The organism is Leisingera sp. ABD4_442 (assembly GCF_056160905.1).
Map to the genome: position 1 here is coordinate 22,061 of NZ_JBSWYB010000042.1, position 15,186 is coordinate 37,246.

General features: G+C 59.2%; 14 protein-coding genes and 3 pseudogenes. 4 read left to right on the forward strand and 13 right to left on the reverse strand.

The genetic code is table 11. The features are described 5' to 3' along the window. The first annotated feature begins 11 nt into the window (after positions 1-11). Positions 12-1,172, forward strand: a complete 1,161-nt coding sequence (locus ACXAHG_RS20795; RefSeq protein WP_475060373.1) for an alpha-hydroxy acid oxidase — start codon at positions 12-14, stop codon at positions 1,170-1,172. Here ACXAHG_RS20795 and ACXAHG_RS20800 read toward each other — a convergent pair. The 11 genes from ACXAHG_RS20800 to ACXAHG_RS20850 form a co-directional block, all read right to left on the reverse strand. After that, positions 1,169-1,492 carry a 2Fe-2S iron-sulfur cluster-binding protein gene (locus tag ACXAHG_RS20800; RefSeq protein ID WP_475060375.1) on the reverse strand — a complete coding sequence of 108 codons (324 nt, stop codon included), beginning with the start codon at positions 1,490-1,492 and terminating at the stop codon, positions 1,169-1,171. The genes ACXAHG_RS20795 and ACXAHG_RS20800 overlap by 4 nt on opposite strands. Positions 1,493-1,510: 18 nt before the next feature. Next, on the reverse strand, positions 1,511-1,879 hold the full coding sequence (locus ACXAHG_RS20805; RefSeq protein WP_475060377.1) for a hypothetical protein: 369 nt from the start codon (positions 1,877-1,879) through the stop codon (positions 1,511-1,513). A 301-nt stretch (positions 1,880-2,180) separates the two neighbouring features. Continuing rightward, positions 2,181-3,194: an alpha/beta fold hydrolase gene (locus tag ACXAHG_RS20810; RefSeq protein ID WP_475060379.1), complete on the reverse strand. Its 1,014-nt coding sequence runs from the start codon at positions 3,192-3,194 to the stop codon at positions 2,181-2,183. Positions 3,195-3,258: 64 nt separating this feature from the next. Further along, the gene (locus ACXAHG_RS20815) at positions 3,259-4,911 is read right to left on the reverse strand and encodes a BCCT family transporter (RefSeq protein ID WP_475060382.1); all 1,653 of its coding nucleotides are present in this window, start codon (positions 4,909-4,911) and stop codon (positions 3,259-3,261) included. A gap of 108 nt (positions 4,912-5,019) precedes the next feature. Further along, entirely contained in the window at positions 5,020-5,817 is a 798-nt protein-coding gene (locus tag ACXAHG_RS20820) for an ABC transporter ATP-binding protein (protein WP_475060384.1), read from the reverse strand. Positions 5,818-5,846: 29 nt separating this feature from the next. Next, positions 5,847-6,902: an ABC transporter substrate-binding protein gene (locus tag ACXAHG_RS20825; RefSeq protein WP_475060386.1), complete on the reverse strand. Its 1,056-nt coding sequence runs from the start codon at positions 6,900-6,902 to the stop codon at positions 5,847-5,849. 69 nt (positions 6,903-6,971) lie between these two features. Continuing rightward, a complete protein-coding gene (locus ACXAHG_RS20830) occupies positions 6,972-7,817 on the reverse strand; it encodes an ABC transporter permease (protein ID WP_475060389.1) in 846 nt (281 codons plus the stop codon). 24 nt (positions 7,818-7,841) lie between these two features. Next, positions 7,842-9,284, reverse strand: coding sequence for a glutamine synthetase family protein (locus ACXAHG_RS20835; protein ID WP_475060392.1), 1,443 nt, complete (start codon positions 9,282-9,284; stop codon positions 7,842-7,844). A 160-nt stretch (positions 9,285-9,444) separates the two neighbouring features. Then, complete coding sequence (locus ACXAHG_RS20840; RefSeq protein WP_475060395.1) at positions 9,445-9,843, reverse strand: cupin domain-containing protein; 399 nt, start codon at positions 9,841-9,843, stop codon at positions 9,445-9,447. Between the two features lie 3 nt (positions 9,844-9,846). Then, entirely contained in the window at positions 9,847-10,284 is a 438-nt protein-coding gene (gene gloA, locus ACXAHG_RS20845) for a lactoylglutathione lyase (RefSeq protein ID WP_475060397.1), read from the reverse strand. A gap of 21 nt (positions 10,285-10,305) precedes the next feature. Further along, complete coding sequence (locus tag ACXAHG_RS20850) at positions 10,306-11,412, reverse strand: aromatic ring-hydroxylating oxygenase subunit alpha (RefSeq protein ID WP_475060400.1); 1,107 nt, start codon at positions 11,410-11,412, stop codon at positions 10,306-10,308. Between the two features lie 244 nt (positions 11,413-11,656). Between ACXAHG_RS20850 and ACXAHG_RS20855 the strand changes: the two genes are divergently transcribed. Both ACXAHG_RS20855 and ACXAHG_RS20860 read left to right on the forward strand, forming a co-directional pair. After that, complete coding sequence (locus ACXAHG_RS20855; protein WP_475060402.1) at positions 11,657-12,595, forward strand: nitronate monooxygenase; 939 nt, start codon at positions 11,657-11,659, stop codon at positions 12,593-12,595. Between the two features lie 101 nt (positions 12,596-12,696). Then, positions 12,697-13,242 (forward strand): Lrp/AsnC family transcriptional regulator, encoded by a 546-nt coding sequence (locus tag ACXAHG_RS20860; protein WP_475060405.1) that lies wholly within the window; start codon positions 12,697-12,699, stop codon positions 13,240-13,242. A gap of 281 nt (positions 13,243-13,523) precedes the next feature. Here the strand turns inward: ACXAHG_RS20860 and ACXAHG_RS20865 are convergent. Next, positions 13,524-13,817, reverse strand: a pseudogene (locus ACXAHG_RS20865) (integrase core domain-containing protein); the annotation flags it as partial. Positions 13,818-13,954: 137 nt separating this feature from the next. On the opposite strand from ACXAHG_RS20865, the pseudogene ACXAHG_RS20870 reads away from it, so the two are divergent. After that, a pseudogene (locus ACXAHG_RS20870) lies at positions 13,955-14,347 on the forward strand (IS110 family transposase); the annotation flags it as partial. Between the two features lie 126 nt (positions 14,348-14,473). Here ACXAHG_RS20870 and ACXAHG_RS20875 read toward each other — a convergent pair. Then, positions 14,474-15,186, reverse strand: a pseudogene (locus ACXAHG_RS20875) (IS3 family transposase); the annotation flags it as partial.

The window sequence follows — 15,186 nt, forward strand, 5'->3', positions numbered from 1 at the left end:
CGGAAGCCGCCATGGGCGCTACGCTGCATCGTCGCTATCCCCGCATTATCGATCTGGAACGCAAAGCCCGACACCGTCTACCGGGCTTTGCTCGGGACTTTGTGTTCGAAGGTGTTGATGACAATGACGCCATGGCCCGTAACCGCGCGGCATTGGCATCGGTGACACTTGCCCCCCGAAGCCTGCACGCTTCTGAAGAGCCTGTGTTGTCCTGCACCCTGTTCGGACAGCGTTACGCTGCACCATTCGGCGTGTCTCCGGTCGGCGGCGGTGAGATTGCCTGGCCGCAAGCGGGGTTGCATCTAGCCCGCGCGGCAGCCAGAGTCGGCTTGGCTTTTGCCAGTTCAACCTATACTGCTAACACACTTGAAGAGCTTCGGGGAGCTGGCGGAACTGGCACATGGTTTCAGCTTTATGGTTCCACTAGCGACGATATCACTTTCGACCTTCTGCGTCGGGCGGACACTGCTGGGTATGACGTTCTGCTGGTTACTATGGATGTGCCTGCCCCGGCAAGGCGGGCACATGATTTGCGCAACGCACTGGAATTTCCGTTCAGCTTTGATCTCCGCAAGATTTGCCAAATGGCGGTGAGCCCCGCCTGGAGCCTGGCGCAGCTGTTGAACACGTTGCAACAGGGTATGATGGAATTTAGTAACCTGCGCCCTTATCTTGACTCGGAAGAGGCAAATGCCCTTGATGTGATCAACAGCCTATCCACTCCGGTCACTGTCGAAAGACTGCGCGAAATCCGGGCGCGCTGGCCTGGCAAACTTGTTGCCAAAGGCGTACTTGTTCCGCATGAAGCGGCAACGCTAAGGGATCTGGGATGCGATGGTATTGTCGTGTCCAACCATGGCGGCCGTCAATATGACGCCGCCCCTTCGCCGGTGGAAGTGCTTCCGGCCATACGTAAACATCTAGGACCTGATTTCCCCTTGATTGCTGAGAGCGGTGTTCGCTCAGGACTTGATATATGCCGGATGCTGGCTCTTGGAGCGGATTTTGTGTGTACCGGACGCCCCTTTTATGCCGGTGTCGCTGCTCTTGGTTCCAAAAGGGTAGATCATGTCTTTGACATTCTGCTGACCGAGTTTGCCGCAACCCTCAGACAGCTCGGCTGCCAGACGCCAGCCGAGCTGCCGCAGTTTCTGTCTCTGGATTGGTCTTAGACCTGCTGTTCAGGAATATGCACAATCAACCCATCCAGATCGTCTGTCACTTTGATCTGGCAGGTAAGGCGCGAGCGTTCCGGATCCGGCTTCCAAGCGAAATCCAGCATGTCCTTTTCTATGTCATCCATGCCAGGAATTCGCTCCACCCAAGCCTGGTCCACATAAACATGGCAGGTGGAACAGGCACAGGCACCACCGCAATCAGCTTCGATTCCAGGGAGATTGTTGTCACGTGCACCCTCCATCAAGGTTATTCCGCTGGCAACCTGCACAGGGTGACAAGTTCCGTTGTGTTCTACATAGGTGATTTTTGCCATAAGATGCGATCCTCTTTCTTACTCTTTGGGGACAGCAGTTTCGTTAGGGTTGTCAGTGAAGTAGGCGATACGCTCGCTCAACACGCCAGTATGGTCAAATCTGATACAGGCCGCACCTTGGAAATCCGTGCCGGCAACCTGCCACCAGCACCAGGCGGTGGCAGGAGATTCGTCGCTTACCGTCAGATCCGAATACTGCAAAAAGGGTAACGGTAGACGCCCCCCTGCCATCTTTGCTCCGGCTGTTTTGAAGTCTTCAACGAATCGTAAAAAACCTTCACGAGTAACGCGCCCACTATCAGGGTCGTCATAGAAAAAACCTGGGACGGTCACCGACAGGCTTAGTTTTCCATCCCCTGTACGCCAACCTTCTAAGTACTTGGTCAAGTGTTTCCTACCCTGCATTTCCTTGTGATCCTCTCCTCAATGAAGACTTTCTTCTGGCGAACACCAACAATGTCCGTCTTCGCTCCAAACTCCACGCAAGACGCAACTTTCCTTGTTCCATGCTGTCGTAAGGGTACTTTCGCTGAGTTCTTTTTCTCATGCCTTAACCTCTTCAGAGTTCTGCAATTTTCAAGTTTTCTTGAGGCTTGCAGACGGAAACACCGCTAATGAGTTGGACCAAGCCAGCAGTAACATGCATTGCAATTCAATCCGGCTTGGCGAATCTAGATCTATTAGTGCTTCACTCTGAAAGCAGTTCGCGGATATTGGCATCCAGCTGTGCAGTGAACCCTGGGTCATTTCCCGGATTGGCGGCGCAATGGCCCCAAGAGGAGTCATAGGGGCGGAAGATGGCGTTGGGCATGTGGCGGGCCTCGATCTCGTTGTCTTCGGGTGGGAAGTAGAGGTCCTGGGTGCAGGGCATCAGGATGGCGCGGGCCTTGATGGCTTTCAGCGCGGCTTCGAAGTTGCCGCTGTAGAGCGGCCCGGCGGAAATGTCGCCGGCCTGCCAGGTGGCGAGCTTGGCCAGCAGGTTGTTGGCGTCCCAGCCCTGCACGTGGTCCTGCTCCCAGTCTTGCAGCAGGTCTTCGATGGTTTCAAACCCAAGCTGGCGGTAGAGATGCTCGCGGTAGAAGGTTTGAGAGAAGGCCCAGCCGGCATAGACCCGGCCAAAGGCCTTGAGGCCTGCCTCGGGCGGGCTCGTGTAATTGCCGCCGTTCCAGTTTTGGTCGGCGCAGAGGGCGGCTTTCACGCCCTCGAGGAAGACGAAGTTGTGCGGCGAGGTCTTGGCCGAGGCGCAGAACGGCAGGATGGCCTGCACCATTTCCGGGTATTGCGCCGCCCATTGGTAGGACTGGCAGCCGGCCATGGACCAGCCTGCCACCAGGGCGATTTTCTCGATGCCAAGGTGATCGTGGACCAGCCGGTGCTGGGCGGCGATATTGTCCCACATCTGCACCAGCGGAAAGCGCGGGCCGTCCTGCGGGGCAGGGGTATTGGAGGGCGAGGAGGAGCGCCCGTTGCCAAACAGGTTGGGGCTGACGATGAAGTGCTTTGCCGGGTCGATGGCGCGGCCGGGGCCGAAGAAGCCCTCGTTGCGGGAATTGGTGCCGGTGTAGAAGGTGGGCAGCACGATGACGTTGTCGCGCGCGGGCGACAGGGTGCCATAGGTCTGATAGGCGAGCTTGGCGTCTTTCAGGACGTCGCCTGACAGAAGCGGGAAGTCACCTAAGGCAAGAATTTCATAGTCCGGCATTTTGAGGCTCTTCTTTCATGAAAATGGGATGCGCCCCGGCCTGTTCCCAAGCCGGGGCAGGGTTTTATTCGGCAGGGCTGCTTGCGTCCTCGCCGTGGCGCGCCCGCATGCCGTCGCGGATCACTGCTTTGAACAGGGCGATACCCATCAGTGCCATCACCACCGAGAAGGGCAGCGCGCCGATGATCATCGCGGTGTTGATCGCGCCCAGGCCGCCGGCCGCCAGCAGGGTGCCGATCACCAGCGTCAGGGCGGCGCCCCAGACGATGATGTGGATTTTCGGCTTCTGCTGCGCATCGCCGCCGGCTGCGATGGTGTTGATGATCAGCACCGCCGAGTCCGCCGAGGTCACCAGGTAGGTGAGCAGCAGCACAACGATGACCGCAGTCATCAATAGCGCCAGGCCGGAGGGCAGCATGTGATTGATCATTGCAAACAGCTGCGAGGAGAGGCCCGCGCCGGTGATCGCATCCCCCGCATCGCCGTTCAGCGTCAGGTCGATGGCGGTGCCGCCGACAAAGGTGAACCAGACAAAACACATCAGCGACGGCACGATCATCGCGCCCAGAACGTACTCGCGGAAGGTCCGCCCGCGGGAGATGCGGGCCAGGAACAGCCCGACAAAGGGGGCAAATGCGATCCACCAGGCCCAGTAGAAGATGGTCCAGCCGCCCTGCCAGCCGGCCAGCTGCGTCGCGACGCTGTCCGCCACGCCATCGCCTTTCCAGACGGTGACAGCCATGGCCGGGAAGCTGATCACATAATCCCAGAGGCCGACAAACAGGCTTTTGAGCGCAAAGAGGGTCGAGCCGAAGATCAGGAAGAAGGCGAGCAGGAAGAAGGACAGCCCCATGTTGATGTTGGAGAGCCACTTGATCCCCTTGCCGACGCCGGACAGCGCCGAGAGGGTGGAGGCCAGCATCACGATGCCAAGCGCGATGATCATCGCGGTGATGGTGGGAGCGCCCTCGGCGTCCATCATCCACTCGGCGCCGGTGATGTTGAAGATGCCGGAGGCAAACTGCGACACGCCGTAGCCCAGCGTCACCGAGACGCCAAGGATGGTGGCAATAACCGAGACGATGTCGATGGCATGGCCCAAGGGGCCGGAGAGCGCATTGCCGAACAGCGGCGCCAGGCCAGACCGGATGGTCAGCGGCAGCCCGCGGGAGTAGCTGAAAAAGCCGAGCGTCAGCCCGACGATGGCGTAACAGCCCCAGGCAGAGAACCCCCAATGCATGAAGGACCATTTGTAGGCGGAGCGGACGCTGCCGGCGGTGGAGCCTTCGGCCTGGCCCTGGATCACGTCCGGGTTGGTGGCAAAGTGGTAGATCGGTTCAGCCGTGGCATAGGTCAGCATGCCAATGCCGATCCCGGCGCCGAACATCATGGAAAACCAGGAGAAATTGGAAAACTCCGGTTTTTCTCCGGCGGTGCCCAGCTTCAGACGTCCGGTGGCGGGCCAGATGGCCAGCGCGACGCAGACCACGATGTAAAACGCCATCACATACATGTACCAGCTGCCGGTATTGGCATCGATGGCGCCGCGGATGCTTTTCAGCACCGTGCCGGCCTGATCCGGCCAGACCGCGGCCCAAAGGATCAGGAGACCAATGGCAATCTTTGAACCCAGGGCGACCATCCTGTTGAACCCGCGGTAGAACCCCTGGTCGTGGGTCTCTATGTGCAGGTCCGTTATCGGTGGTTTTATCGGCATCTAAAATTCCTTCCTGTCGGTATTGGAGTGCCTTGCGTTTGCCGCAAGTGCGGTTTTGCGGCCCGTTCGGGCCAGCAGAGTTCGTGAAGTCCCTATTTCACGTATCGGTCAGGCGTCCTCTTCCTGCTTGGCTTCGCCGCGCATCAGCTGCATGATCTCACGCTCGCATTCGGGGTAGCCTTCGAGTTCGACCAGATCCTCCTTGCTGCGGATCTCTTTGCCCTTCTTGAAATCCAGTTCGAGGATGGTTTTCAGGCGGCCCGGGTGGGAGGAGAGGAAGACGATGCGGTCGGCGAGAAAGATCGCCTCCTGAATGTCGTGGGTGACCAGCAGGATGGTGGTCTGGGTGGTGCGCATGATGTCCAGCAGCATTTCCTGCATGTGCCAGCGGGTTTCGGCATCCAGCGCGCCATAGGGTTCATCCATCAGCAGGATTTCCGGCGCATTGGCCAGGGTACGGGCGATGGCGACCCGCTGCTTCATGCCGCCAGACAGCGTCTTGGGGTAGGCGTCGCGGAATTTCGTCAGATGCACCAGATCGATATAGTGCAGCGCGCGTTCGCGGCGTTCCGCCTTGGGGATGCCGTTCAGTTTCATGCCGTATTCGACATTTTCCAGCACCGTCAGCCAGGGAAACGACGTGTAGCTTTGAAACACCATGCCGCGCTCGCGCGCCGGGCCGTGGATCGGGCGGCCCTCCAGGCTGAGGCAGCCGCTGGTGGGGGTATGGAGACCTGCGACGATGTTGAGCAATGTGGACTTGCCGCAGCCCGAAGGCCCCAGCAGCACGCACAACTCATTGCGGGCAACCGAGAAGGACACATCGCGCAAGGCTTCGACCCCGCCGCCGCGTGTGGGGAATGTCTTGCAGACATTCTGGACGGATAGAATGGTGCTGGATTGCATGATGCGTCCCTCTTTGCTGGTTCAGTGGATCAGCCGCGGTAGCCGCTGTCGTAAAGCTCCTTGTGCAGGGTGCATTCGACGCCGGTTTCAGGCGCTTTGACCTCCTGGATCAGGCCGAATTTGACCCACCATTCGCTGACCAGGTTCCAGTGGTCCGACATCTGGCCGTTGGTCTGTTCAAATGGCGGGTTGCCCGGGGCCGCGCCGCAAAATTGCGCCGCTTCGATGAAGTCGTAGACATAGAGCCCCCCGTCCAACGAGGTGCCGTCCTTGCCCAGAACCAGTTCAACGTCGGCGATGCTCATCCCCATGCCTTTGGCGATGATCTCGTTGCCCTCGGCTGGGTTCTGCTTCCACCAGGCGATGGCGTCATACATCGCCTGCATGGTTTTCAGGGCCACGTCGCGGCGGTCGTTGATCAGCGCGTTGCTCATGTAGTGACCGTCGGCGACCACGGCATTCTTAAGCCAGAAGGGTTCGTCCGATTGGGTCAGGATGCTGGAACCTTCCAGAGCTTTCAGGGTGTTGGTGCCGTAGGGCTCCCAGAATTCAGAGGCCGCCACGCCGCCGCCGATCATCGCGGCAAAGGCATCGTCGGCGATGATGTTGCGGTAGAGGACGGAGTCATAGGCGGCGCCGTTCTGTTCCAGCCACATGGCGACATAGATCTGCGCCAGGCCGCCTTCGAGCACGGCAACCTCTTTGCCGGCCAGGTCAGCGGCAGTTTCGATGCCGGGGCCTGCGACAACCTTGTCGGTGCCATTGGAGAGATTGCCAAAGGCCACCAGCTTGACCGGCAGGCCGCGCTCGACGCCAACAGGGGTGAATTCGGCGGTGGAGGAGACCACGTCAAGCTGGCCGGCGGCAACCAGGTTGAAGCTTTCATAGGGGTCTTCGATGGTCTGGTACTGGATGTCCAGATCCGGGGCGAGGCCCTTTTCCGCCGCGATATGCCAGAAGCCGTAGCCCGGCCAGGTGAAGCCCGCGATCTTGACGCTTTCCGCGGCCCATACGGGGGCGGCGGCGCCTGCCAGCGCTATGGCTGCCATGCAGTGGCTGGCGGTTTTCAGCAGTTTCTTGGTCATCGTCACGATACCTCCCTTGCGACGTCACATTGTTGGTTGGCCTGTTTTCTTGAGTTCTGCTCTGGCTCCTCAGGAATATTCGTCGAGATACTGGAACGCGCGGCGGTGCAGCGCCCGCAGCAGGTAGTCGAAGATCAGCCCCAGAAGGCCGATCACCAGGATGCCGGCCATGATCTGATCCACATGCAGGAAGCGTTTGGCGCGCATCATCATGGCGCCGATGCCGGCATCCGCGGCGGTGATCTCGGCGATCACCAGATAGGTCCAGCTGACCGCCAGCATCTGGCGCATGGCGATCACGATGTTGGGCAGGGCGGCGGGGACCACAACCGTGCGCAGCACCTGCCAGCGGGAACCGCCCAGGGTCACGGATGTGTTGATCAGATCCTTGGGCACCGCCTTGGTGTGGTCGGCAATCAGGGTGATCAGGAACCAGATCACACCGATGAACAGCAGTGCCAGCTTCTGGGCATCGCCCGCCCCGAACCACATCAGCAACAGGGGAATGAAGGAAGGGGCGGGCAGGTAGCGCCAAGCCGAGACGAAAGGGGAAAAAAACGCTTCGACCGTCTTGAACGCGCCCATCAGGATGCCAAGCGGCACCGCCACTGCGCAGGCCAGGGCAAAGCTGAACATCACCCGCCAGACACTGACCAGCACGTCGCCGAGAAAACCGTTCTCGGCAAACAGCGTGTAAAGCGCTGTCAGGACCTTGCCGGGCCCTGGCAGCAGGATTGCGGGCATCACGCCGGACCAGGCGGCGATCTGCCAGATGGCAAAGAACAGGACCCAGACCGCCACCCCGAGGGTGAGGCGCCAGGACGCGGGGATATCCGATTTGAACTCGAAGATCCGCAGTTTCGGGCGCGTGTCCTTGGCCCGGGTTGCTGGTAAAGTCCGAAGGGCCTGGGTCATGGGTCTGTCCTTTGCTGGGAGGTTTTAGTAGAGGCGCAGGTATTCCTGCACTTCCCAGTCGGTGACGGACTGGTGGTAGCGCTCCCATTCGTCGTTCTTGTATTCTAGGAACGATTTGCGCATCACCGGGCCCATCACGTGTTCGGCCATCTCGTCATGGCGCAGCGCCTCGATGGCGTTGAACAGGGTGCGCGGCAGGCGGCGGATGCCCAGCTCCTGCAGCTCTGCCTCGGTCTTCGAGTAGAGGTCGAAATCGGTCGGCTTGCCCGGATCGATCTTGTGTTTGATGCCCTTCAATGCACAGCTCAGATGCATCGCCATCGCCAGGTAGACATTCATCGTCATGTCGCAGGCGCGGTTTTCGATGCAGTGGCGGCTTTGCGGCAGCCGGAACTGGGCCGACCGGTTGTTGAAGCCGTAAGTGATGTTGGTCGGCGCCCAGGTGACGGTGCCGCCTTCGAAACCACCTACCCGCGGCACCAGGCCGTTGTAGGAGTTCACGGTCGGGCAGGTGATCGCGGTGATCGCCTCGGCATGGCTCATCAGCCCGCCCACAGCCCAGCGGCTTTCGTCGGACCAATCGCTGCCATCGGCGGTTTCAAAGATGTTCTCGCCGGGGCGGCTGTCATGCTGCATCGACATGTTGATATGCGCGCCGGAGCGCCAGTCGCCCACCGTCGGCTTCGGCATGAAGGTCACGAACATGCCGTGCTTCTTGGCCACCTCTTTCAGGGTGATGCGCAGGAAGGCCAGCCGGTCGGACATTTCCAGCATGTTGGTATAGTGGAAATCCAGCTCGAACTGGGAATAGGCGCCTTCGGCCACCACGTCGTGCAGGTTCCAGCCCAGGCCCTCGATGATGTCGATCATGTCCTTGAGGAAAGGCATCGAGTCGATGGAGTATTCCACATCATAGCCAAACGCCTGGCGGCGCGGCGAGATGGCCTTGCCGAGATCGTCGTCAAAGGCTTTCACCGGCAGGCCGTTCTCGTCGTATTTCATGACGATGAACTCGGGTTCGACACCGGCAAATCCGGTATAGCCTTCCAGCTTGGCCTCATGCATGGCGCGCTTCAGGGCCTGGCGCGAGCAGACGTTGTAGGGCGCGTCTTCCCAGTAGAGATCCGAGAAAATGATCGCCATCGAAGTGTCCCAGGGGCAGACATAGACGGCGTCCAGGTCCGGCACCACTACCTGGTCGCTGTCGGCGGGGCTGAGTTCCGGCACAAAGGAGATCGAATGCACCGCGAATTGCGGCCCCTTGCCGAGGCAGAGCGGTTCGAAATCGCTCATCGGCACCGGTTTGGTCTTGGGGATGCCGTGCAGGTCGATCCAGGCGGCCATGACGTATTTGACGCCGGCCGCTTCCAACTGCTCGCGCACTTCGGGGATACGGGGGCGGTTGCGCTCCACCGCGTCGTGGAAGCTTTCGTAATAGATCTTCTCTTCGGGATTGGCCTTCAGCATGTTCGTTCCTCCCTTGGAAAGGCAATCGCTTGTTGTTCGCTGCCCGCGGCGGGGCAGCGTTTTTTTGGTTTTGCTTTCTGCAGTTGCCTGGTGAAAAAGGGGTGGGCAGCCCGTCGCCCGGGGTCAGACTAGGGCGCCCAGTCACCAGGAGTTGCGTGTATCAGCCGGGGACAAAGTCCGCCGGATCGATGCCCGGAACCTCAGTGATCCCGGCCAGTTGTTTCCAGTTGTGCGGATAGGCAGCGTAGAAGATCACGCATTTGCCGTCCGCCTCGTAGGAGATGTGATTGTCCTTGGGCACAAACAGCACGTCGCCGCGGTTGCAGATGTATTCCTTGCCGTCGCAAACTAGGCGGAAGGTGCCCTCCAGGCAGTAGATGATCTCGTCGCAGGTCAGGTCCCACGGCACCTTGATGTTGTTCAGAACATTGATGCCGCCGCACATGGACTTGCTGAATTCACTGGTGACCATCGGCTTGATGTAGGTGTCGCTGTCGCCCATGTTGTCATAGCGCTGCTGCACCAGATCGAATTTGAAAAGCTGCGGTTGATCGCCCATGGGTTATTTCCCCTCGCTGGCCAGATGTTTCAGGATGCTCTCGTTCAGCTCGACCTTGTAGCCGTCCGGGTCCTCGCAGAAGGCGATGACGCGGGTGCCGTTTTTCATCGGTCCCGGCGGCCGGGTGATGTTGACGCCGGCCGCCGCCAGCTGCTCGCAGGCGGCATAGACGTCCGGGGTTTCGATGCAGATATGGCCCCAGCCGTTGCCCTTGTCGTAAGGCTCTTCCTGGTCCCAGTTTGCGGTGAGTTCGAGAGTCGGGGACTCTGCCTCCGGGCCGTAGCCGATGAAGGTGTTGGTGAATTTGCCTTCGGGGTAGTCGGTGCGGCGCAGCACCTCCATGCCCAGAATTCCGCAGTAGAATTCCAGCGATTTCTCCATGTCCATCACCCGCATCATCGTGTGGGCGAGGCGGAAGTTTTGGCTGATCTTGTCTGTCATAGTCTCAGTAGTCCTGCTGAATTAGATGCCTGCTTTGGCGACATCGTGTGCAATCAGTTCCTGGAAGGCGCGCACGCTGTCTTCCCATGCCGGGGAAAGAACGCCGCCGATTTCAGAGATGTCGGAAGCGCGGCCCAGTTGCAGCCGCTCGGTCATTTCATGGTCTTCCTTGTGCACGTCGTACCAAAGTTTCTTCAGCCCCTCGATGTCGTCTTCTGAGAGCTGCTGGCCTTCGGTCGTGTACAGGGCCCGCTTCTGGATCATGGTGCCGGGCCCGGTCGGAATGTTGAGGTAAACACCGGCCTGATCCGGGAAGTAGCGGCCGAACAGGAAGTTGGGATAAAGCGCCAGATAACGCGAGCTGACCCCAAGGCTGCCGGATGTGCCGGCTTCTTCCTCCAGATCCACCGCACTGCCCATGCAGTTGCCGTTGATAATCGTATAGTGGTCTTCGAGCGGCTGATCGGTGGTGGAGGCGTGGACGAACTGCACGTGGTAGGGTTCGATGAAGTTCTCCATGACGAACTTCCAGTTGCAGGCGATTTCGCCGAAGTCGATCGTGCCGATGCAATTGAGGTTGTCCCAGTCAACGCCTTCGAGACGGGCCATTAGGGTTGCGGCGTAATCCTCGAAAGGTTCGGCGTCGCCGTCCAGGTTCACAAAGATCCAGTCCTGCCAGACATGGCTGCGGACCGGCACCAGACCGTTTTCCTTGCGGTCGAAGCCTTCGCTCTCATGCTCGTTGATGCCGCCGAAATGCGGCGCGGCGCGCAGCTGCCCGTCGAGATCGTAGGCCCAGGCGTGATAGGGGCAGCGCAGCAGCTTGCCGACATTCTTGGGCTCGTCCACTAAGGTCAGGCAGCGGTGGCGGCAGATATTGTGGAAAACGCCAATTTCCCCCTTCTGATTCCGCACCATCAGCAGCGGATGGCCGGCGAAAGTAACCGGAATTGCGTCGCCCGCAAGCTTCAGCTCATGTGCGAAGCCGATGCAGATCCAGTTCTTTTTGAACACGGTTTCGCGTTCCGCATCCCAAAAGTCGCTCCCGGTATATGCCTTTGCGGGGAGCCCGTGGCGCGGACTGGACGGTTCCAGAAAACCTGTCAGGCTCGAATGCTGTTTATTCATGGCGGTGCCCTGGCTAGTTGGCTGTCTTAACAAAAGTGCAGGATTCTTCGTTCCTCGCGTACAGTGAAGTACGGAAAACGGATTCTGTCCAGAAAAATTTGCGATTTGCGCAAAATAGTGTCTGGGCAGCGCGAAATATTGAGAATATCAACGTTTGAAATGATCATATCGCACTTGCGGGCCGTTAAGGTTTCGTTTTCGGGAACGAAAAGTGACAGCAGTGCGAGTTCGGCTGAGGGAAACCATGATTGATACGCGATTCACACGAAAGTTCGGTCTGACCTGCCCCGTAGGCCTGGCGCCGATGGCGGATGTGGCCGGGGGCAAACTGGCGGCGGCGGTTGCCAGGGCCGGCGGGCTGGGGCTGATCGGCGGCGGGCATTGCGATCGGGCCTGGATCGATGCGCAATTCGAAGAAACGGGCGGTGAAGCAGTTGGTTGCGGATTCTTCAGCTGGAAGCTGGCGGAGGTGCCTGGGCTGCTGGAAAGCGTACTAAGGCACCGGCCGAGAGCCGTTTATCTGTCCCACGGCGATCCCAGGCCGTTTGCGGAAAGCATAAGGCGGGCGCGGGTGCCGCTGATCTGCCAGGTGCATTCTTTGCAGGAGGCCAGGGAAGCGGTGGAAGCGGACGCCTACGTGATTGTGGCGCAAGGGGCGGCGGCTGGCGGATACGGCGGCCCCCGGTCGGTCATGACGCTGATTCCGGAAATTGCCGACTATCTGCATGACGCGGCGCATGACACGCTGCTGCTTGCGGCTGGCGGGATCACCGACTCCAGGGGCTTGGCTGCAGCCATTGCCATGGGTGCGGACGGCGCTGTTATGGGTACACGGTTCTGGGCCAGCCAGGAGGCTCTTGTGCCGACCGGGCATCTGCAGACGGCGCTGGCGGCTGATGGAGACAGGACAATGCAGGTTCGGGCCCAGGACCCCGCGAACGCTGAAGACGGGCCAGCATTTTCTATCGAACGGATTCTTGCAAAACCCTGCGAAGAGACGGAGAGCGCACAGGAGCAAGCCGTGGAGGAACGGCATGACGGAGATGAAAGCGCCGGGTCCTTCGCCATTGGCGAGGGTATCGGCAGCATCTGCAGCGCGCCGTCAGCCGGGAAAATTCTGGAGATCATTTCCCGGCGGGCGGAACGGATTCTGACAAATGCGGGCCGCAAAGTCATCAGGTGACCGGGGCTGCCCTTGTGCAACCCGGCCTTCTTGGGCCAGAAATGGTGTGCCGGCGGCAAAGCTGCTGTCCGGCCGCACAACAATAAGAGGCGGTTTGCAAGATGAAACATGTGTTCTCCAACGAGCCCCGGGCAACTCGCAGCACCGGCAAGGGAAAACGCAGCTACGACGGCATCCGCTCAGCCGAGGACGATCTGAATCAGAAGATAATCCAGCTTCTCGAACAGGACGGGCGGATGGCATTTAAGGAAATCGCAAAATTGCTTGATGTTTCCGAAGGCACAATCCGCAACCGGGTCAACGGGCTGCGGGCCAACGATCAACTGCGGATCGTAGCGATGGCCGATCCGGTGGCCAGTGAATACCAGACCGATTCGATGATTGGCATCAAAGTGAGCTCGGGCGTGACCCCGCGACAAGTGGCGGACCGGCTGCAGAAAGACCCGCGCGTGGTGTTCATCCTATGGGTGGCAGGGCGTTATGACCTGATCGTCGAGCTGGTCAGCGACGACAGCGATGCGCTAAAGCGGTTTTTGGAGATCGAAATTTACGGTAGTGAAGATATCGCCGAAGCAGATGTCATGCTGGGGCTGCAGAACTTCAAGAACCAGTTCCTCTTAAAGCGAGATATTGTTAACCCTGACTGACACCAAAGGCGACCCCCAAGGTTAACTTCTCATAACAGTTTCAAAGCATACGCGTCTTCTAAACTGGTTCATTACTGCACTGACGGTTCTCCCAGTCCGGTATGAGTTCAATCTTGGTATTGTACGCAGCAGAAAGTCGCGACCGAGGATCGGATCAACATCGGGCTCCTTTTGCAACCATCTTCAACCTTCTTTCTAGACTCCCGAGCATAATCGATCGAAGGCTTGCCCGGCGTCCAGTGAAGGTTGAGCAGCCTCATCTGACTGGTCCAAGTTGATTGTTAGTGCATCATTGGCCTGTGATCCATCGGGGTGATGGTTTCGGGCGCTGGTGGGCGATAGCCCAATGCACTGTGGGGGCGTTTTGTGTTGTAGTGTCTCCTCCATTGTTCGATCAGGATTTGTGCTTCGCACAGGCTGTAGAAGATTTCGCCGTTGAGTAGCTCGTCCCTGAACCGGCCATTGAAGCTTTCGCAGTATCCGTTCTCCCACGGGCTTCCTGGTTCGATGTAAGCTGTTTTGGCCCCGACAGCAGCAATCCAATTCCTGACGGCTTGGGCAACAAACTCTGGCCCATAGCACGTCGGGAAGATTAGCCGCTGAGAGGTTATGGCCACGCGCGCAGCCCTCAAATCGCGCAGCGGGTGGCCATAACCGGGTCTCAGGTCTCAACAGTGGTTTTGCGTAAACCACACCGCTGAGGAGACCGGCTATGACCGCCACCTATTCTACTGCGCCGACCTTACTGGTCGCCATCGACATTTCCAAACACCGCCACGAAGTTCTGATCGGTGCTCCCGGTAAGAAGCGCCGCCGCCGCATGACCATCACTAATACTCTGGATGACTTCGGGCGTTTGGTGGCGGCTCCTTCCGGTTACGGCTTGCCGGTTAGGATCGGGTTCGAAGCAACCGGCAACTATCATCGGGCATTGGCACATCATCTAGGCCAGGCAGGGTTCGAGCTGAAGCTCGTGTCCTCCGTGGGCTTGGCCCGGACGCGGGAGGCCCTGCACAACAGCTGGGACAAGAACGACCCGAAGGACGCCCAGGTCATCCTTCACATGCTGGAGATCGGGGCCGTGCAGTTCTTCCATGATCCGCTGTGTTTGCTATGGAAGAGATCATTTCTTGACGGCAGAACCCGTCTGGGCAAACCTGTCAGGGCGTCCGGAACTCCGGATGCCCCATGACCTGCTGACCTAAGCAGCCGGAATTTCCCGACATAGGACGTTGTCTGAACGTATGAAACGGGGTGCATCTCGAAGTATGAACAGATCCGTCAGTGCATCGATCACGTCGACTGGGTTCAGCTTGCGCTTTACTCTAATCGCCAGGCACTCCCGGCTGTGCTCGTCAAGGATGTTCAACGTCTGGAAAGCTTTGCCATCATCGGTTCGACAATGAACGAAGTCATAGCTCCATACGTTGTTGCGATGCTCTGGTCGAAGCCGGACACATGATCCGTCATTCAGCCAGAGCCGTCCTTTCTTCAGTTGTTTTATTGGTACTTTCAGCCCCTCTCGCCGCCAAAGCCGTTCGACCCGCCCATCGCTGACAGACCAGCCAGCCTCTCTCAGCAGCGCAGCGATCCTGCGATAGCCATATCGGCCGTACTGTCGGGTCAGCTCGATCATGTCGGTGACCAACCTGTCTTCGTCCGCGCGGCCATTTGGGATGCGTCGTTGAGTTGATCGATGTTGTCCCAGCACGCGGCAGGCGCGTCTCTCGGAAACGTTCAGTTGGTTGCGAACATGGTTAATACAAGCACGACGACGAGCGGCGCTCAGTAGTTTCCCTTTGCGGCTTCCGTCAGGATCAGTTTGTCCAACGTCAGATCAGAAACCGCGCGCCGCTGGGGAGCCTGATCTGACTGGTCCGGTTTGATTGTTAGTGCATGACTGGCCTTCGGTCCATCGGGACAATGGTTTCCGGCGCAGGCGGC